We start from the raw sequence: 17,440 nt of genomic DNA, 5'->3' as shown, positions 1-17,440 counted from the left end.
GGAGAAGAGACATGACCAACCCGTTCGAGAACCCCGACGGCAGCTACCTCGTGCTCGTCAACGACGAGGGACAGCACTCGCTGTGGCCCGGCTTCGCCGCCGTCCCGGCCGGCTGGACGGTCGCCCACGGGCCCGGACCCCGCGAGGGCGCCCTGGCCTACGTCGAGGAGAACTGGACCGACATGCGGCCGGCGAGCCTGGTCCGCGCCATGACCGAGACACCGCGGGCCTGATCCCGCTCGTCCCAGAACGGAGAACGACCTACATGTCCCCCATCACCGGCGCCCCCGGCACCACGGTGCGGCACTACTACGAGCTGGTCGACGCCAGCGACATCGAGGGCCTGCTCGACCTGTTCGCCCCGGACGCCGTCTACCACCGCCCCGGCTACCCCCCGCTGATCGGCCGCACCGAGCTGGAGTGCTTCTACGGCGCGGACCGCGTCATCGCCGAGGGCACGCACTCGCTGCACACCGTCGTCGTCTCCGACGACCAGGTGGCGGTGCAGGGCGAGTTCTCCGGCACGCTGAAGGACGGCAGCCGGGTGACCCTGCGGTTCGCCGACTTCTTCGCGGTGGGCGAGGACGGCCGGTTCGCCCGGCGCGACACCTTCTTCTTCAGCCCGATGGTCTGACCGCGATGAACCCGACACCTCTGGTATCCGCTGCACCGGACACCCGGGCCGCCGCCGGCCCCGCGCTGACGACACCCGGCCCGCCGCGGTGGAACCGCACCCCGCTGCCCGAGACGGCCAGGGCCACCGCCACCGAGATCGCCGAGCGCTGCGCCGAGCCGGCGTTCGGGCAGGTCTTCACCGAGCACATGGTCTCCCTGCGCTGGTCCGAGGAGTTCGGCTGGCACGACGCGCAGGTGCGGCCGTGGGGCCCGCTCGTCCTGGACCCGGCCACGGTCGGCCTGCACTACGGCCAGGTGATCTTCGAAGGCCTGAAGGCGTTCCGGCAGGCCGACGGCACGGTCGCGGCCTTCCGCCCGGCCGACCACGCCCGCCGGATGGCCGGCTCCGCGCGCCGCTTCCTGATGCCGGAGCTGCCCGAGGACCTCTTCGTGCGGGCGGTGCGGGAGCTGCTGGCCGTGGACGAGCACTGGGTGCCGTCGCACCCGACGCAGAGCCTCTACCTGCGCCCGCTGATGTTCGCCACCGACGTCTCGCTCGCGCTGCGGCCCTCGCGCAGCTACGAGTTCCTGGTGGTGGCGCTCGTCACCGAGGCGTTCTTCGGCCCGGACGCGCCCTCGGTGTCGGTCTGGGTCTGCGAGCGGTACACCCGGGCCGCGCCCGGCGGCACCGGTGAGGCCAAGTGCGCGGGCAACTACGCCCCCGGCTACCTCGCGCAGGCCGAGGCCGCCGAGCACGACTGCCAGCAGGTGGTGTGGCTGGACGCCGCCGAGCACCGCTGGGTCGAGGAGATGGGCGGCATGAACCTGTTCTTCGTCTACGGCTCCGGCCCGGAGGCGGTCCTGGTGACGCCGCCGCTGACCGGCACCCTGCTGCCGGGGGTGACCCGCGACTCGCTGCTGACGCTCGCCCGCGACACCGGCCTGGCGGTCGAGGAGCGGCGCATCTCGGTCGAGCAGTGGCGGGCCGACGCCGAGAGCGGCGCCATGACCGAGACGTTCGCGTGCGGCACCGCCGCGGTCGTCACCCCGGTCGCGCGCGCGGAGTCCGCGGGCGGGGCGTGGACGATCGGCGGCGGCCGGGCCGGCCCGGTGGCCGCCCGGTTGCACGCCCGGCTCGCCGACGTCCAACGCGGCCGGGTCCCGGACCGGTACGGCTGGCTGGACCGGCTCCCGGCCCCGGTGACGGGGGCGTCGTGATGCTTCGTCTGCCGGTCCGGCAGCCGGCCCCGGGCCCGGACGCGCCGGCGCGCGACAGCCCGGCCGCCCCCGGCCTCGCATCGCCCGCGGCCGGCCGCGGCACCGTGGTGCTGACCGGGGTCTCCTCCGACGCGCACACCTGGAACCTGGTGTACCTCCGGCTGCTGCTGGAGGAGCTGGGCTGGGAGGTGGTGGGTCTCGGCGCCACCACGCCGGACCACGAGGTCGTCGAGGCCTGTCTGCGGCACCGGCCGGACCTGCTGGTGGTCAGCTCGGTCAACGGGCACGGGCACATCGACGGCGCCCGGATGATCACGGCGCTGCGCCGGGTCGAGGAGCTGTCCGGGATCCCCGCCGTCATCGGCGGCAAGCTCGGCGTGGCGGGCGAGGTCGGCGCCGTCCGGGTGCGGGCGCTGCTGGCGGCCGGCTTCGGCGCGGTGTTCCAGGACGGCGCGGGCATCGTCTCGTTCACGCGGTACCTGGCCGTGCTCGCCGGCGGGCGCCCGGCGGTGACCGGGTGAGCGCACCGGCGGCGGGCCCCCGAGTCGCGACGCAGGCGCCGGGGACGTTCGCGGCGTTCGTCGCGGCGGCCCACCGCCGCGGCGACCTGGTGGTGCAGCCGCGGATGGGCTTCAGCGACCCGGTGGACATGCGGGGCGGCCTGCGCGCGACACGTGCGGCGCGGGCCACCTCGGTGGGCACGATCACGCTGGACAGCTACACCCGGGTCCGCGACTACACCAGCGCGCGGACCGCGCTGGCCGCCGGCACGCCGCTCAACGGCTACCCGATCGTGAGCCACCCGGCCGAGGTGACCCGCGGCGTGCTCGACGGGCTCGCGGGGCCGGAGTTCCCCGTCCAGGTCCGGCACGGCTCGGCGCAGCCCTGCGACATCGTCGAGGCGCTGACCGCCCTGGGCCTGGACGCCACCGAGGGCGGGCCGATCTCCTACTGCCTGCCGTACGGCAGGGTCCCGGTGCGCGAGTCGATCCGGGAGTGGGCGCGGGCGTGCCGGCTGTTCCTGCGGCTGCGTGACACCCGCGGGACGGAGCCGCACCTGGAGAGCTTCGGCGGCTGCATGCTCGGCCAGCTGTGTCCGCCGAGCCTGCTGATCGCGATCACCGTGCTCGAATGCGTCTTCTTCCGCGCGCAGGGCATCCGCACCGTCTCGCTGAGCTACGCGCAGCAGACGAGCCGGAGCCAGGACCGCGAGGCGCTCGGCGCCCTGCGTGCCCTGGCCGCCGAGTACCTGGGCGACCTGGACTGGCACATCGTCCTGTACACCTACATGGGCGTGTACCCGGTCACCCGGGAGGGCGCGCTGCGGCTGCTGTGCGACTCGGCCGAACTCGCGGTGCGCGGCGGCGCGGCGCGGCTCATCGTCAAGACCTCCGCCGAGGCCTCCCGGGTGCCGACCGTCGCGGAGAACGTCGAAGCGCTGGAGCTGGCCGGTGCGGTCGCGGCGGCCTCGCGGCGGCCGCCGCGAGGCCCGGCGGACCGGCCGGCGGACAGCGGTGTCCTGGACGAGGCCCGAGCACTGGTCGAGGCGGTGCTGAACCTGCACGGCGACGTGGGCCGGGCGCTGGGGGCCGGCGTGGAGCGCGGCTTCCTCGACGTGCCGTACTGCCTCCACCCCGACAACCCCGGTCGGACCCGCAGCCGGATCGAGCCGGACGGGCGCCTGGCCTGGTCCGACACCGGGCTGCTGCCGCTGGGGAGGGCGGCCCGGCGCTCGCGCTCCGGCCGCCTCGGCAGTACGGAACTGCTGACCGCGCTGTCCTTCATGAGGGACCGTTACGACAGGGAGCCCGACGGCCGTGCCCTCGCCGGCGGTGCGACGGCCCTGCCGGGCGGGCGGAGGGAGGACCGATGACGCACGCCGACCGGCCGAGCCACCTCGACCTGCTCATGCCGCGGTGGGACCAGCACGAGGTCCATCGACGGCGGCTGCCGGCCGGCCCGCAGCAGGCCTGGGACGCCCTGTGGGACCTGCGGGTGCGTGACCTGTCGGTCACCACCGCGCTGATGCGCGTGCGCGGCGGCCCGGGGGCGTGGCGCCGGGGCATCGCGCCGGGCCTCGGCGACGCCCGCGTCATGGACTCCATGCCGCCGAGGCTGCTGATCGCCGCCGAGCCGCGGGAGCTGGTGCTGGTCCAGGTCGCGCGCTACGCCTCGATGCGTCCGACGGAGCCACCACGGGCGGGGGAGTGGACGGCCGACGAGTTCGCCGCGTTCGCCGAGCCCGGCTGGTCGAAGGTGGCGATGAACTTCCGGTTCGTCGCCGAGGACGGCGGCACCGACCTGATCACCGAGACGCGCGTGCTCAGCACCGACGCCGCGACCGGGCGGACCTTCGCGGCGTACTGGTTGGCGGTCCGGGCCGGCAGCGGGCTGATCCGGCGAGACGTCCTACGGGCCGTCGGAAAAGCACTAGCGTGAGAGGCGCTACGCACGGTGTCGACGGCGCCACGCAGAACAGGCCCGGCCGGGACCGCCCGATGGTCCGTTCGCAAGACGTTCAGCCCGTTCAGCCCGTCCAGCCGGTTCAGTCCGTTCGCAGGACGTTCAGCCCGTTCAGCCCCGACACCGAAGGTGCGCTCATGGACATCCAAGCGGCCCGCGTCACGCAGCCGGCCGGATCCGCCGGGACGGCCCCGCCCTCCTGGCCCGCCTACGCGGCGGGCGTCTGGGGACTGCTCTTCGCCGGGATCAGCTTCTACTGGGGGGCCGGCGGCCGGGCGCTCCTCGACACCGTCGGCGGGGCGATCGAGCGGCGCGCCCTGGCCGGCGACACCGCCGTCTACGTGGCGGTCTGGGTGACCGGGGTGTTGAAGCTGGTCGGCGCCGGCCTGGCGCTGGCCCTGGTGCGTCCCTGGGGCCTGCGGCTGCCGCGCCGCGCGGTGCTGCTGTTCGGGTGGGCCGCCGCGGTCGGGCTGACGCTCTACGGCGGGGCACTCGAAGTGACGAACGCGCTCGCGGCCTCGCACGTGGTCGAGCCGTCGACGCCGATCGAGTGGAAGGCCCTGTGGTGGCACCTGTGGGTGTGGGACCTCTCGTTCCTCGTCTGGGGGATCCTGTTCGCCCTGGCGCTGCGGCGGTTCCGGTGGACCGCCCGGTCCGCGACCGTGCCGGCGCCGGGGCAGGTCCCGGCCCCGGCGCCGGACGGTCGGTGGTCGTCACGAGGCCGGCAGGAGCCTTAACTGTGCCGCCCGCACCCCGGCCTGAAAGCGCGAGGTCGCGTTGATGTCGCGCATGAAGTCCGCGACGTATTTCCGATAGGTGCGCACCGAGATGCCGAGTTCACGTGCCGCCACGTCGTCCGTCTGCCCTTCGCTGAGTGAGGCGAGAATGAGTCTGGTCTTCTCGCATTGCCGCGGATCGTCCAGCAGCGACACCGGCAGCATCGGTGCGGCGGATTCCCAGCTGTGCAGGAAGAGCGCGTGCAGCGCCGTGAGAATCGCCTGGCTGCGGATGATCAGCGTCTGCCATTGATCCGGCCCGAACTGGGAGATGAGCAGGCCGGTCCGGCGGTCGGCGAGCACCATCTCCTGAAGCCGTGCCTCGGTGACGCGGGACTGGTTGCGGCCGTCGCCGGGGAGCAGTGCGCGGACCCGGTGGCGGTCGTCGCCGCCGCGGACCGGGAACAGGACCCGCATCGGCGCGGTGGCGCCGGACGGTGCCCGTAGTGCCTCGGCCGCCGGCCGCAACGGGCCGTGGGTCATGCGCTCCGGCGTGCCCACGCAGATGAGTTCGCGGCGCGCCTCGGAGACCAGCCGTTTGACGGTCAGCGCGGCGGCCTCGTCGCTGTCGGACAGCTCCAGCACGCTCTGCTCGCCACCGACGCTGCGGTGTTCGGCCAGGGCGTTGTCGATCAGGTGCATGGCTTCCGACAGCGCCCGCTCGATGCCGGCGCCGCCCGGCGGCTGGGGGCCGGCCCACGGCCTGTCGGAGGCCGCCGGGCCCGGTCTCTCCTCGGGGGCCGAGTCCCGGACCCGGCGCACGCCGCGGTCGGCGACGATGGCGTTCTCCAGCATCGTCAAGGCACCTTCGTAATCGTCGAGCAGCGCATCACGCCGGGAGTCGATGAGGTCAGTGAGTCTTCGCGATCCGCGGTCGGGGTGCGGATCGCCCGAATCCTTCGCTGGTCTGCCTGCGGACGGCTTCCTCATGAGCTCCCCTTACTGCGCAGACTCCGTAGTACCGGCTCTGAACGGACATCAGTCCTCCAAAACTCGGATGAGCACCACACCGGGGCGAGAGCATACGGGTGCGGTTTGAACATGGCGAGTCGGTCCCCTGTCAATGCCGTTAAGAATGAGCAAGTCCCATACGAGCACTGGGCCACCATTATGGTTCGTGTACGGTTCTTAAAGGTTTGTGGGAATGGTATCCGAGGTTTTCGGTTCGGCGCAGCTATCGGCCGCCAGGGCGAATGCGCGGGGATTCGGACCGTCGCGGTGCCGCCGCCTCGCACCGGGGGCCGGCGCGGCGGGTCGGGCCGTCGGCGTGGATCGCCTCGGCGGCGGACGGCCTGCGGTCCACCTCCAGGGTCCAGGCGGACCGTCCCCGTGCCGCCGGGGCCGAGCACCCCGACGATCCCGTCGGGTCCGGCGCGGCGCGATCGGGCATCCCCAGCTCCTCCATGACTGCTCCCCCGAGCGGATTCCCGCCCGTGAGGATAGCTTCCGTCAACGCCCTTGTATACGGCGAAAGATGACGATCCACCAGATCCGCGAGGTACCCCTGCGGCGGCGGCCGGCGTGCCGCGGTTCCGCACCGACCGGCCGACTTTCTTTCGGCCCCGATCCCGGACCGGGGCCCCCGCTCCCGCGCCGGAGGGGGCGTCCCGACAGGAACCTGCGAACCACCGCCACCAGGTGCCCCCGCGGAGCCTCAGGAACCTGCGAGGCCGCCGGAGTGCCCGACGGCGCCGGGCTAGCGTCCACCACGTGGACATCGAGCCGAGCACCGACCTGTCGACGCAGTCTGGCCTTGCGTCCTACGCCCCGGAGTCAGCGGACCGGATGCCGCCGAGCCCGCGCGAGCACCTCGCCTCGCCCGTCACCCGGGCCGCCCTGCGGGTGCAGAACACCCTGCTCGCCGCGGCCCGCGAGTACCTGGCCGAGCAGGGCTTCGTCGAGATGCTGCCGCCGATCATCGGCCCGGTCACCGACCCCGGCGCGCGCGGGGCCAAGCAGGTGGACGTGGACTACTACGGCCACCGCTACAAGCTGATGACGAGCAGCATCCTCTACAAGCAGGCGGCGCTCACCGCCTTCGGCAAGATCTTCTACGTCGCCCCGAACGTCCGCCTGGAGCCGCCGGAGACCGTCGGCACCGGCCGCCACCTGGCCGAGTTCCACCAGCTCGACGTGGAGATCGCCGACGGCGACCGGGCCGACGCGATGCGCACGGCGGAGGGCGTGGTCACCTTCGCGGTGGCCCGGGTGCTCCGGGACCGGCGCGAGGAACTGGCACTGCTGGGCCGCGACCCCGACGCCTTCTCGCCGCTGCTCGACGGCCCGTTCGGGCGGATCACCCACACCGAGGCGGTAGACACGCTGATCGGCCGCGACCACCGGCAGAACCCCGATGCCGAAATCGACTGGCCGGGGGAGAAGTTGCTGTCGGAGAAGGCCGACCGCCCGTTCTTCGTCACCGACTACCCGAAGGGTTCGCGCGGGTTCTACGACAAGGAGGACCCGCGGCGCCCCGGCGTGCTGAACAACTTCGACCTGATCCTGCCCGAGGGGTTCGGCGAGGTCTCCAGCGGCAGCGAGCGCGAGGCGGACTACCGGCGGATCGTCGGGCGCATCCGGGAGACCGGGGAGAACCCGGCGAAGTACGAGTGGTACCTGGAAGTGCTGCGGGCGGGCGTTCCGGGCAGTGCCGGCTTCGGCATCGGCGTCGAGCGACTGACGCGCTACGTGGCGGGACTGGACCACGTGTGGCAGGCGGTGGCGTTCCCGAAGCTGCCGGGCGTGGTCGCACCGTGACCGGGCTCAGCGCGCCGGGGTTTCCGGAGGCGGAGGTGCGCCACCGGGCCCGGGTGGGCGCGGCGGCGGTGTTCCCGGCGCGTGAGGACTACGGGGCGACCGTGTTCGGTCGCCCGTGCGCTCCGGAGGAGGGGAGCGGCACCGACACCCTCGACCTCGTCGACGCCGCACGGTTGGTGCCGCCGGTGTTCATGCCGCTGCGCCTGGAGAAGCTCATCGACCTGGGGCGCGAGCCGCTGCACTCGGACGTCGACCTGCGCACCACGGTCGGCGGGTTCGGGTCCGCGCTGCCGCTGTACGTCTCGGCGTTCGGCTCGACCCGCGTCGCGAGCGGCGACCTGGGCCTGGCGGCGAGCCGGCAGGCGGGGCGGCTGGGGATCCCGATGGTCATCGGGGAGAACATCGTCGCGACGGCCGGGTACCGGGGCGCGGCGGCCCCGGGCCTGCTCGACCGCCTGCTCGCCTACCAGGAGGCGTCCGTCTCCGACGCGGTCGGCGGTGTGGTCGTGCAACAGAGCACCGACGACGCGGACGCCGAGGTCTGGAACCTCGTCTACAGCGACCCCGGGGTCCAGCCGCTGCTGCGGACCGGGCGGCTGGGCTTCGAGCTGAAGACGGGTCAGGGCGCCAAGCCCGGTCTGGGAGGCATGACGCTGCTGGGCGCCGAGGGGGCGGCCCGGGCGTCGTCGCAGTACCTGGTCGAGCCCGTCTTCGGGGAGTCGGCCGGGCAGTTCCTGCGCAGCGGCAGCCCCGGCACCTTCACCGCGGAGATCCTCGCCCGGCAGATCCAGCTGATGCGCAACAACTTCCCGCGGGCGCGGGTCTGGGTGAAGCTGCACCCGGGCCGGGACGTCGGATTCGCCGCCGAGACGGCGTGGCGGGCCGGCGCGGACGCGGTGACGGTCGACGGTGCCGAGGGCGGTACCGGATGGGCGCCGACGGCGTTCCTGCGCCAGGTCGGGCTGCCGCTGGGGGAGTGCCTCCTGGAGGCCCGGGCCGAGGGGCGGCCGCTGCTGGCCTCGGGGCGGATGTGGGAGGGCGCCCGGATCGTGAAGTCGCTGGCACTGGGCGCCTCGGCCGCCGGGCTGGGACGCGCCGCGCTGCTCGCGGTGGACGAGGACGGCGAGGCGGGTTTGGCGCGCCTCGTGGAGAGCATCGCGCTGGAGCTGCGGCTCCTGATCAGCGCCCTGGGGAAGTACCGGGTGGCGGACGTCCACGCCGAGGACGTCCGGTTGCCGCGTGGTGTGGCGACCGCCCGACGGCAGGACACGTCCGCTCTTCGCTGAGCCGGCGGACCCCCGCGGCGGGCGCCGGAGCGCCGTGCCGCGGGGGTCCGTCCGGAGCGGGTCAGCAGCTGACGCTGCGCTCGCAGTCGAGGTAGCGGCGGATCTGCGCCTCGATGGCGGCCGCGCGGGCGTCCGTCACGTTGGCCTCCTGGTAGTGGCCCTGGCTGCGCAGGCGCTGGGCCTGCTGGCGCAGCTTGGCGGCCTGGACCTGCAGCTCGCCGATGTTGACCGAGATGGAGCCCCGGGCCGTGGCGGCCTGGGCGGGCGCGGCCTGAGCGGGCGCGGCGGCGAGGAGCAGGCCACCTGCGAGGACGGCCGAGACGGTGAGCGCGGACATGCGACGACGCATGATTCCCCCATGTTCTTCGATGGTTCACTTGCTGGTCGGCCATCCATCGAACTGATGACCGATCAGTAGCGTAGGAGATCCGAGCGGATGATCTTGCATCGAGCTCCGGATTCCGGACACTCGGCGGGTCGGCCCCCCGGTCGATCGGCGGGGGTGTCCGATGCGTGCGGGTTACGTGCGGGGTGTCGGGGGTGTGCAGGAGGTCGACGGAGTGGGGTCGCCCGCAGGCGGCGGCCCTGCGGCCCTGTCTCCTACTGGCCGGTAATGTGGCTGATCATCATCTCCTCTGAGTCTCCGTCAGCTCGTAGGCTCTCGGCGGCCGCATGGTTCGAGCGCAGATGGAGCACGTGATGGAACGATCCCACCCCCGCCGTGGACGCCGGACGGCGAGCGCCGTCCTCGTGGCGGCGCTCGCGCTCGGCGGGGCCGCCGTCGCGCGGCCCGCTCCGGCGGCGGCCGCCGCGCCGGCCCCGGCCGTGCCCGCGCTCGCCGGCGGTTCGTTCCGGCTGGCCGACGTCCCGGCGAAGGACGGCGTCGTGCTCAAGGCCGACGTGTTCACCCCGGCCCCCGGCACCCCGGGCGCCGACCCGCAGGGGCGCTACCCGCTGGTGGTGCAGCCGGCCAGCTGGGGGCAGAACGACCTGGAGTACGTCGCCCAGGGCCACGCGTTCGCCGCCGCGGGGTACGTCGCCGTCACCTACACCGTGCGGGGCTTCTGGGGCTCCGGCGGCGAGGTCGACGTCGCCGGGCCCGAGGACGTGGCCGACATCTCCACGGTGATCGACTGGGCGCTCGCGCGGACCCCGGCCGACCCGCGGCGGATCGGCATGGTGGGGCTCTCGCTGGGCGGCGGCCTCACCCTGCTCGGCGCGGCCTTCGACCCGCGGATCAAGGCCGTCGCCTCGCTGAGCGGCTGGGCCGACCTGACCGACTCGCTGTACAGCGGGCAGACCCGGCACGTCCAGGCGGCCGCGGTGCTCGCCGGGATCCAGGCCCCGACCGGCCGCCGCAGCCCCGAGTTCGCGCGGGTGCTGGACGACCTCTTCGCCGACCGCGACCTGCCCGAGGTCGTCCGCTGGGCCGACACCCGCTCCCCGGCGCGCTACCTGGACCGGATCAACGCCAACGGCACCGCCGTCCTGCTGGCCAACGCCTGGGGCGACAGCTTCTTCAACCCCGGCCAGATCACCGCCTTCTACCAGCGGCTGACCGTGCCCAAGCGCCTGGAGCTGCGCCCGGGCGACCATGCGAGCCAGGAGTTCACCGGCCTGCTCGGTCTGTCGAACGCCGCCTGGAGCAGCGCCCGTTCGTGGCTCGACCAGTACCTCAAGGGAGCCCCCGGCGACCAGCGGCAGCCGGTCGACCTGGAGGTCCGCCCCGCCGGTGTCCACGAGAGCCACCCCGACTGGCGGTCCGTCAGCTCCCGCACCGACCACCTGGCGCTGGGTGCCGAGACCCTCGGCGGGCCGGCCGGTGACGACTGGCGGACGACCGTGCTGGGCGACACCGCCTCCGGCGCGAGCGGCGGCGTCGCCCTGCTGTCCGGGCTGGCCGACCAGACGCTGCACCTGCCGCCGACCGCGGTCGTCCCGCTGCTCGACCGCTCCGCCGTCGTGGTCCGGCAGTCGGCGCCGTACCCGCGGGGCCTGCCGGTGCGCGGCGCCGCCCGGGTGCACACCACGGTGACCGCCTCCGCTCCGCAGGGCACGGTCGTCGCCTACCTCTACGACGTGAACGCGCTCGGCGTGGGCCGGCTGGTCTCGCACGCCCCGCAGAGCTGGTCCGGACGGCCGCCGGGGCAGCCGTTCCCGCTGGACGTCACGCTCTTCGACACCGCTTACGACCTGCCCGCCGGCCACCGGCTCGCGCTGGTGCTCGGCACCCGGGACGCCCTGTACGGCGGTCGCACGCCGTCGGGCACCACCGTGACCTTCGGATCCTCGCCCGCCGACCCGTCCGAACTGGCCCTGCCGGTGCGCTGATCGGCGCACCCCGGCGCATTCCGGGGCATCCGGCTACCGGCCCCCGGCCTCCAGCACGGCCTGCGCCGCGTTGTGCCCCGGGATCCCGCTGACGCCGCCGCCGCGGATCGCCCCCGCACCGCACAGCAGCACGTTCGGGTGCGCCGTCGCCACGCCCCAGCGGGCGGCGGCGCCGTCCGGCTCCTCGTCGACGAAGGGGAACGAGAGGTCCCGGTGGAAGATGTGACCGCCCGGCAGGCCGACCTCCCGCTCCAGGTCCGGCGGCGTCCTGGCCTCCACGCAGGGGCGCCCGGTGGCGTCCGTCGCCAGGCAGTCGGCGATCGGCTCGGCCAGCACCCCGTCGAGCCGCGCCAGGCTCGACGCCAGCGCGCGCTCCTTGGCGGCCGGGTCGGTGAACAGCCGTGCGGGCATGTGCAGGCCGAACAGGGTCAGGGTCTGAAGGCCCTGCCGGAGCGCCCCGGGCCCCAGGATCGACGGGTCGGTGAGGGTGTGGCAGTAGATCTCCGACGGAGGCGCCGTGGGCATCCGGCCCGCCCGCGCCTCGGCGTAGGCCGTCTCCAACTGCCGGTAGCCCTCGGCGATGTGGAAGGTCCCCGCGAAGGCCTCCCGTGGATCCACGGCGGTGTCCCGCAGGCGTGGCAGCCGGCGCAGCACCATGTTGACCTTCAGCTGGGCGCCCTCCGGCGCGGGTCCGGGATCCTCGCCCAGCAGCCGGGCCAGCACCGCCGGCGCGGCGTTCACCAGCACCTTGCGGGCCGTCGCGGTCCCCTCCCCGCCCCGATGACGGTAGGACACCTCGGCGTCACCGGTGCCGTCGGTGGCGACGGCGGTGACCTCGCAGCCGGTCCGGAGCTGCGCACCGGCCCGCAGCGCCGCGTCGGCCAGCGCGCCCGTCACCGCGCCCATCCCGCCGACCGGGACGTCCCAGTCGCCCGTCCCGTTGCCGATCACGTGGTACAGGAAGCAGCGGTTCTGCCGCAGCGAGGGGTCGTGGGCGTGGGTGAAGGTGCCGATCAGCGCGTCCGTCAGCACCACGCCGCGCACCAGGTCGTCGGCGAAGGTCCGCTCGATCGTCTCGCCCAGGGGCCGTTCGAAGAACGACTCCCAGGCGGCGTCGTCCGCGACCCCGCGGCGCAGCTCGGCCCGGGTGGGCAGGGGCCCGGTGAGCGTCGGGAACACCCGCTCGGCGATCCGCCCGGTCGCGCCGTAGAAGTCCTGCCAGGCCTGCCACTCCCGCTCGGCGCCGGTCAGCGCCCGGAACGACTCCCGGGTCCGGCCCGGGTCGGACGCGTCCACCAGCAGCCCGGTGGGCCGCCCGTCGCGGACGGTGGGGGTGTACGAGGCGATCCGGCGCCGCCGCAGGTCCAGTCGGAGCCCGAGGTCCCGCACGATCTTGCGCGGCAACAGGCTCACCAGGTACGAGTAGCGCGACAGCCGGGCGTCCACCCCCGCGAACGCCTGGGCCGACACCGCCGCCCCGCCCACCTGCGGCAGCCGTTCGAGGACCAGCACCCGCTGTCCGGCCCGCGCGAGGTACGCCGCCGCCACCAGACCGTTGTGCCCGCCACCGACGATCACGACGTCGTGCCGGGAGGACGACTCCGCGTTCACGCGGCCACGCTACGCCACGGCGCGGGGCCGGGGAACAGTCCGCGCGCCACCTGCTCGCGGCGGCCCTACCTCCCGGGGGATCTCGGCGAGTGGTGGACGGCGTTGTTCACCGCCGGCACCGGTGGGGTCGGGTGGTCGCGCTGCCGGCGCAGCCAGACGTACAGCAGCAGGCACGGCAGCAGCAGGCCGCCGAGGCCGAGGGCGACGAACGCCGTGAGGCTGTCGACCTGCCGGACCAGCCACGCGAAGTTCTGCCCGAAGAAGCCGACCACGAAGGACAGCGGGAGGAACACGGTCGCGACGATCGTGAGCCGTTCCATCGTGGCGGTCTGCCGCAGGTTGATCCTGTTCTGCTCCACGGAGATCACGGCGATGTTCGCCTCCAGGACGGTGGCCAGCAGGTCGCGCTGGGCGGCGACCTCCTCGTTGACCAGCAGGAGGTGGTCGTGCACGTCGCGGAAGTACGGCAACAGCTCGGTCGCCGACCTGCTGGGCCGCAGCCGCCGGGCGAGCACGGCGAGCAGCGGGTGGACGGCGCGGTAGAAGTCGGTGGCCTCCCGGCGCAGGAAGTAGATCCGCTCGGTCGGGGCGACCGTGCCGGAGAACACGGTCGCCTCGATCTGCTCGATGTCGCGGTCGAGTTCGTTGACGACGGGCGCGTAGCTGTCGACCACCTGGTCGAAGATCGCCCACAGGGTCGAGGCGCTGCCGGTCCGCAGCAGTTCCGGGCGGCGTTCGAGCCGGCTGCGGGCTCCGGCCAGCTCACTGGCGATGCCCTGCCGCACGGTGATCACGAAGTGTTCGGCGAGGAAGACACTGATCTCGCCGGTGTCGATCTCCTCGCGTTCGTCGTCGTAGCGTGCGGTGCGCAGGATGATCAGCTCGGTGCCGTCCTCGTACTGCTCGGCCTTCGGCCGCAGGTGGAAGGCCTGGGCGTCCTCGACGGCGAGTTCGTGCAGGCCGAAGCTCTCGCGCACCCTGGCCAGCTCCTCGGGGCCCGGTTCGAACAGGCCCAGCCAGACGAAGCCGCCCTGCGCGCAGCGCGCGGCCGCCTCCTCCAGCGGCATCGGCCCCTCGTGCTGTCGGCGTCCCTCGCGGTAGTGCGCGCAGTCGACGATCATGGCCTTCCTCCTCGTGCGCGGCCGACCGCGCCGTGTGTCGCCGCACCGGCGGCGCAGCACGCCGCAGTCGCCCCACAGCACTAGATGCTCCTCCGATTCGGCCGGAGCCGCTCCGCGGGCCCGGGAGCGCGGCGGCCCGCGCGCGGCTCAGGTGGCCGCGGGGAGCGGGTCGCCCGGGTAATGGCGCCCGGCTATCTGCTCGAAGATCAGGTTGGTCCGGGTCTGGGCCACCGCCGGGTGGGTGGTGAGGTGGTCCACGACGAAGTCGCGCAGCCCCTCGGGGCCGGCGACGCCGACGTGGAGCAGGTAGTCGTCGGAGCCCGCCATGTGGAACACCGCCAGGACGCCGGGCAGATCGGGGGCGGTGCCGCGGAAGCTCTCGTTCTGCTCGCGGGTGTGGGCCCGGAGCCGGACGGAGATCATCGCCTGCAGCGGCAGGCCGATCGCGGCGGGGTCGACATCCGCCCGGAACCCGCGGATGATGCCGCGCTCCTGCAGTGCGCGCACCCGGGCCAGGCAGGTGGAGGGGGCGATGCCCACCGTCTCGGCGAGCGCGTTGTTCGGCATCCGGGCGTTGTCGGCCAGGGTGCGCAGGATCGCCCGGTCCACGTCGTCGACGGGCGTCCTGCGGGCCTGCGGATTGTTCGGCATGCCGGGCAGGATTCCAGCTGATTCCGTCGATTCGCAAGAGATCGCGAGGCGGTACCGAATCTTGTGCGGGAGATCTTCCGCCGGGCTCCGGGAAGTTCCATCCTGGCCGCGGGCGGCGAACGCCCCGCTGCCGCTCCCCGCCCGGGACCGGTCCGCACCGACCCCGGAGTGCCGTTCCCATGAGCCCGACCGCCGCCTTCGCCACCGCCGACACCCCCGCCGCCTTCGCCGCCGGGACCGCCGAACCCGCCGCCGGGACGGCCGTCGACCCGGGCGCGGAGCTGGACGCCCGGGACTTCGAGCTCCCCGCCGGCGGCCTGGACGACGACCGGCGCCTGCGCGCCCTGGACACGGTGGACGAGTACCTGTCGCGGAAGCGCGAGCACCTGGTCGGCTACCAGGCCACCCAGGACATGCAGGGCTGCGCGCTGGACCTGGCCCGGTTCATGCCGAACAACATCAACAACCTCGGCGACCCGTTCCAGAGCGGCGGCTACAAGCCGAACACCAAGGTCGTCGAGCGCGCGGTGCTCGACTACTACGCGGCCCTGTGGAACGCCGAGCGGCCGCACGACCCCGCCGACCCCGAGTCGTACTGGGGCTACATGCTCTCCATGGGCTCGACCGAGGGCAACATGTACGCGCTCTGGAACGCCCGGGACTACCTGAGCGGCAAGGCGCTGATCCAGCCGCCCGCGGCCCCGTTCGACGCCCTGCGGTACGTCCGGGCCGCGCCCGAGCGGGACAACCCCAACGCCCACCGCCCGGTGGCGTTCTACTCCGAGGACACCCACTACTCCTTCGCCAAGGCCGTGCGGGTGCTGGGCGTCGAGACCTTCCACGCGGTCGGTCTGGAGCTGTACCCCGACGAGTGCCCGCTGGTCGACCCCGCCACGGGACGCCGCACGTGGCCCACCGAGGTGCCCTCCGGCCCCGGCCCCTCGGGCCACTCCTGGGACGGTCCGGGCGAGATCGACATCGACGCCCTCGCGGTGCTGGTCGAGTTCTTCGCCGCGAACGGGCACCCGGTCTTCGTCAACCTCAACCTCGGCAGCACCTTCAAGGGCGCCCACGACGACGTCCGGGGGGTCTGCGAACGCCTGCTGCCGATCTTCGAGCGGTACGGTCTGGTCCGACGCCAGGTGGCCCACGGCACCGACCCGCGGACCGGCGAGCCGCTGGTGGACCTGCGCAGGGGCTTCTGGATCCACGTGGACGGGGCCCTCGGCGCCGGCTACGCGCCGTTCCTGCGGATGGCCTCCCAGGACCCGGCGGCGTACGGCTGGACCCCCGAAGTGGAGCTGCCCGCCTTCGACTTCGGCCTCACGCTGCCCACCGCGGAGTTCGGCGACGTCGACATGGTCTCCTCGATCGCCATGAGCGGCCACAAGTGGCCCGGTGCGCCGTGGCCCTGCGGCATCTACATGACGAAGGTCAAGTACCAGATATCGCCGCCGTCCCAGCCGGAGTACATCGGCGCGCCGGACACCACCTTCGCGGGCTCCAGGAACGGGTTCTCCCCGCTGGTCCTCTGGGACCACCTGTCCCGGCACTCCTACCAGGACCAGGTGGACCGGATCCGCGACGCCCAGGAGCTGGCCGGCTACCTGGAAGGGCGGCTGCGGGCCATGGAGCAGGAGACGGGCGTCGAGCTCTGGCCGGCCCGCACCCCGGGCGCCGTCACCGTGCGCTTCCGCAAGCCCGGCCCCGACCTGGTCGCGAAGTGGTCGTTGTCCGCCCAGGACGTGCTGATGGTCCCGGGCGACGAGTCCACCCGCCGCAGCTACGCGCACGTCTTCGTGATGCCGTCGGTCGACCGGACGAAGCTGGACGCCCTGCTGGCCGACCTCGCCCGGGATCCCGTCATTCGCGCGTAGGCCCCCGACCGTCGTCGGTCGCTGTCCGTGACGGGCCGCTGACCGCCACCGGCCGTCCGCTGCGCATGGCTCCGCCGATTCCCGACGGCCGACGGCCGACGGCCGCGACCGCCGTCCGGCCTCCGCAGGCCCGGCTGACCGACACGGTCTCCTCATGCCTTCAGGTGCGTCCGTCACGCGTCGACAGGTCCGGCACCGACCTCGACCAGGCGATGGCCGGCCTCGTCGACACGCTGGCCCGGCACGGCCGCGAACCGCCGGACCGGCTGGCCGATGCGCTGATCGGCCAGGCCGGGCAGTCGGAGCACCGCACCGACGACGTCGCGCTGCTGTTGGTCCGGTCCGTCCCCGGTGAGCCGACGGGGCCAGGGAGGCGCTGCCGGGCCTTCGCGGCGCGGCGCATCACGCCGGGGGGTGGCCGCCGACCACTGGTCCTCGGGAGCGGCTCGTATCAGCCGGGCCACCTCCGCCCCGGCGGCTGCGTAGTGCCGGCGGACCTCCGTGCGGGTCCCGGACGGGTGCGGACACTCCATCGTCGGGCCTCCGTTCGCTGCCCTGCTCCCTCCCAGTAGACCGTTACGGGGCGTGACAGGTCAGAGGTGCCGGGCCGGGTCCGGCGGCGAGGCCGGACAGCGCTGTGAGGGTGACGCCGGGTACCCGTCCTGCCCCGGGGGCGGCCCTCTCGGAGCGGTCCGTCATGGTGACAGGGTGTTCAGGGGACCGCCGACCCGCCT

The 17,440-nt window shown here is 73.8% G+C and carries 17 protein-coding genes; 11 read left to right on the top strand and 6 right to left on the bottom strand.

What is annotated here, in order from left to right; all coding sequences use genetic code 11:
* Window positions 1–11 precede the first annotated feature (11 nt).
* The 7 genes from ACFVYI_RS09240 to ACFVYI_RS09210 all read left to right on the top strand — a co-directional run bounded on the left by ACFVYI_RS09240 (window position 12) and on the right by ACFVYI_RS09210 (window position 5,033).
* A complete protein-coding gene (locus ACFVYI_RS09240) occupies window positions 12–233 on the top strand; it encodes an MbtH family protein (protein ID WP_387882621.1) in 222 nt (73 codons plus the stop codon).
* 32 nt (window positions 234–265) lie between these two features.
* Complete coding sequence (locus tag ACFVYI_RS09235; protein WP_387882619.1) at window positions 266–634, top strand: nuclear transport factor 2 family protein; 369 nt, start codon at window positions 266–268, stop codon at window positions 632–634.
* 5 nt (window positions 635–639) lie between these two features.
* Window positions 640–1,833 (top strand): branched-chain amino acid aminotransferase, encoded by a 1,194-nt coding sequence (locus ACFVYI_RS09230; protein ID WP_387882618.1) that lies wholly within the window; start codon window positions 640–642, stop codon window positions 1,831–1,833.
* The gene (locus tag ACFVYI_RS09225; protein ID WP_387882616.1) at window positions 1,833–2,354 is read left to right on the top strand and encodes a cobalamin B12-binding domain-containing protein; all 522 of its coding nucleotides are present in this window, start codon (window positions 1,833–1,835) and stop codon (window positions 2,352–2,354) included. Before ACFVYI_RS09230 ends, ACFVYI_RS09225 begins: the two co-directional genes overlap by 1 nt.
* Window positions 2,351–3,706 carry a methylaspartate mutase gene (locus ACFVYI_RS09220; protein WP_387882614.1) on the top strand — a complete coding sequence of 452 codons (1,356 nt, stop codon included), beginning with the start codon at window positions 2,351–2,353 and terminating at the stop codon, window positions 3,704–3,706. The genes ACFVYI_RS09225 and ACFVYI_RS09220 overlap by 4 nt, the downstream gene beginning before the upstream one ends.
* A complete protein-coding gene (locus tag ACFVYI_RS09215) occupies window positions 3,703–4,272 on the top strand; it encodes a hypothetical protein (RefSeq protein WP_387882612.1) in 570 nt (189 codons plus the stop codon). Before ACFVYI_RS09220 ends, ACFVYI_RS09215 begins: the two co-directional genes overlap by 4 nt.
* A gap of 161 nt (window positions 4,273–4,433) precedes the next feature.
* Window positions 4,434–5,033 (top strand): DUF3995 domain-containing protein, encoded by a 600-nt coding sequence (locus tag ACFVYI_RS09210; RefSeq protein WP_387882610.1) that lies wholly within the window; start codon window positions 4,434–4,436, stop codon window positions 5,031–5,033.
* Here ACFVYI_RS09210 and ACFVYI_RS09205 read toward each other — a convergent pair.
* The gene (locus ACFVYI_RS09205) at window positions 5,010–6,002 is read right to left on the bottom strand and encodes a hypothetical protein (RefSeq protein ID WP_387882608.1); all 993 of its coding nucleotides are present in this window, start codon (window positions 6,000–6,002) and stop codon (window positions 5,010–5,012) included. The genes ACFVYI_RS09210 and ACFVYI_RS09205 overlap by 24 nt on opposite strands.
* Before the next feature lie 780 nt (window positions 6,003–6,782).
* On the opposite strand from ACFVYI_RS09205, the gene ACFVYI_RS09200 reads away from it, so the two are divergent.
* The gene (locus tag ACFVYI_RS09200; protein WP_387882606.1) at window positions 6,783–7,829 is read left to right on the top strand and encodes an asparagine synthetase A; all 1,047 of its coding nucleotides are present in this window, start codon (window positions 6,783–6,785) and stop codon (window positions 7,827–7,829) included.
* Window positions 7,826–9,115: a glutamate synthase-related protein gene (locus ACFVYI_RS09195; RefSeq protein WP_387882604.1), complete on the top strand. Its 1,290-nt coding sequence runs from the start codon at window positions 7,826–7,828 to the stop codon at window positions 9,113–9,115. Before ACFVYI_RS09200 ends, ACFVYI_RS09195 begins: the two co-directional genes overlap by 4 nt.
* A 61-nt stretch (window positions 9,116–9,176) precedes the next feature.
* On the opposite strand, the gene ACFVYI_RS09190 is transcribed toward ACFVYI_RS09195, so the two are convergent.
* On the bottom strand, window positions 9,177–9,452 hold the full coding sequence (locus tag ACFVYI_RS09190) for a hypothetical protein (protein WP_387882603.1): 276 nt from the start codon (window positions 9,450–9,452) through the stop codon (window positions 9,177–9,179).
* 362 nt (window positions 9,453–9,814) lie between these two features.
* Between ACFVYI_RS09190 and ACFVYI_RS09185 the strand changes: the two genes are divergently transcribed.
* Complete coding sequence (locus ACFVYI_RS09185) at window positions 9,815–11,446, top strand: CocE/NonD family hydrolase (protein ID WP_387882601.1); 1,632 nt, start codon at window positions 9,815–9,817, stop codon at window positions 11,444–11,446.
* Between the two features lie 33 nt (window positions 11,447–11,479).
* Here the strand turns inward: ACFVYI_RS09185 and ACFVYI_RS09180 are convergent, their stop codons facing one another.
* The 3 genes from ACFVYI_RS09180 to ACFVYI_RS09170 all read right to left on the bottom strand — a co-directional run bounded on the left by ACFVYI_RS09180 (window position 11,480) and on the right by ACFVYI_RS09170 (window position 14,829).
* The gene (locus tag ACFVYI_RS09180; RefSeq protein ID WP_387882599.1) at window positions 11,480–13,057 is read right to left on the bottom strand and encodes a phytoene desaturase family protein; all 1,578 of its coding nucleotides are present in this window, start codon (window positions 13,055–13,057) and stop codon (window positions 11,480–11,482) included.
* A gap of 65 nt (window positions 13,058–13,122) precedes the next feature.
* Window positions 13,123–14,178, bottom strand: a complete 1,056-nt coding sequence (locus tag ACFVYI_RS09175) for a magnesium and cobalt transport protein CorA (protein ID WP_387882597.1) — start codon at window positions 14,176–14,178, stop codon at window positions 13,123–13,125.
* Window positions 14,179–14,325: 147 nt separating this feature from the next.
* Window positions 14,326–14,829, bottom strand: coding sequence for an Lrp/AsnC family transcriptional regulator (locus ACFVYI_RS09170; protein ID WP_387882595.1), 504 nt, complete (start codon window positions 14,827–14,829; stop codon window positions 14,326–14,328).
* Between the two features lie 179 nt (window positions 14,830–15,008).
* On the opposite strand from ACFVYI_RS09170, the gene ACFVYI_RS09165 reads away from it, so the two are divergent.
* Window positions 15,009–16,706 carry a histidine decarboxylase gene (locus tag ACFVYI_RS09165; RefSeq protein WP_387882594.1) on the top strand — a complete coding sequence of 566 codons (1,698 nt, stop codon included), beginning with the start codon at window positions 15,009–15,011 and terminating at the stop codon, window positions 16,704–16,706.
* Between the two features lie 173 nt (window positions 16,707–16,879).
* Here ACFVYI_RS09165 and ACFVYI_RS09160 read toward each other — a convergent pair whose 3' ends face one another.
* On the bottom strand, window positions 16,880–17,239 hold the full coding sequence (locus ACFVYI_RS09160; protein ID WP_387882592.1) for a hypothetical protein: 360 nt from the start codon (window positions 17,237–17,239) through the stop codon (window positions 16,880–16,882).
* Window positions 17,240–17,440: the final 201 nt, after the last annotated feature.

It is taken from the genome of Kitasatospora sp. NPDC058218, assembly GCF_042882445.1.
GTDB lineage: Bacteria > Actinomycetota > Actinomycetes > Streptomycetales > Streptomycetaceae > Kitasatospora.
Note: the sequence above shows the minus strand (reverse complement) of the source record. Positions and strands in the feature narration are given on the sequence as shown.

Excerpts from the sequence above, each read along its gene's own strand:
- ACFVYI_RS09205 (WP_387882608.1), bottom strand. The coding sequence starts at position 6,002 with ATGAGGAAGCCGTCCGCAGGCAGACCAGCGAAGGATTCGGGCGATCCG.
- ACFVYI_RS09240 (WP_387882621.1), top strand. The coding sequence starts at position 12 with ATGACCAACCCGTTCGAGAACCCCGACGGCAGCTACCTCGTGCTCGTC.
- ACFVYI_RS09215 (WP_387882612.1), top strand. The coding sequence starts at position 3,703 with ATGACGCACGCCGACCGGCCGAGCCACCTCGACCTGCTCATGCCGCGG.
- ACFVYI_RS09165 (WP_387882594.1), top strand. The coding sequence starts at position 15,009 with ATGAGCCCGACCGCCGCCTTCGCCACCGCCGACACCCCCGCCGCCTTC.
- ACFVYI_RS09160 (WP_387882592.1), bottom strand. The coding sequence starts at position 17,239 with ATGGAGTGTCCGCACCCGTCCGGGACCCGCACGGAGGTCCGCCGGCAC.
- ACFVYI_RS09170 (WP_387882595.1), bottom strand. The coding sequence starts at position 14,829 with ATGCCGAACAATCCGCAGGCCCGCAGGACGCCCGTCGACGACGTGGAC.
- ACFVYI_RS09230 (WP_387882618.1), top strand. The coding sequence starts at position 640 with ATGAACCCGACACCTCTGGTATCCGCTGCACCGGACACCCGGGCCGCC.
- ACFVYI_RS09175 (WP_387882597.1), bottom strand. The coding sequence starts at position 14,178 with ATGATCGTCGACTGCGCGCACTACCGCGAGGGACGCCGACAGCACGAG.
- ACFVYI_RS09185 (WP_387882601.1), top strand. The coding sequence starts at position 9,815 with ATGGAACGATCCCACCCCCGCCGTGGACGCCGGACGGCGAGCGCCGTC.
- ACFVYI_RS09235 (WP_387882619.1), top strand. The coding sequence starts at position 266 with ATGTCCCCCATCACCGGCGCCCCCGGCACCACGGTGCGGCACTACTAC.
- ACFVYI_RS09225 (WP_387882616.1), top strand. The coding sequence starts at position 1,833 with ATGCTTCGTCTGCCGGTCCGGCAGCCGGCCCCGGGCCCGGACGCGCCG.
- ACFVYI_RS09210 (WP_387882610.1), top strand. The coding sequence starts at position 4,434 with ATGGACATCCAAGCGGCCCGCGTCACGCAGCCGGCCGGATCCGCCGGG.
- ACFVYI_RS09190 (WP_387882603.1), bottom strand. The coding sequence starts at position 9,452 with ATGTCCGCGCTCACCGTCTCGGCCGTCCTCGCAGGTGGCCTGCTCCTC.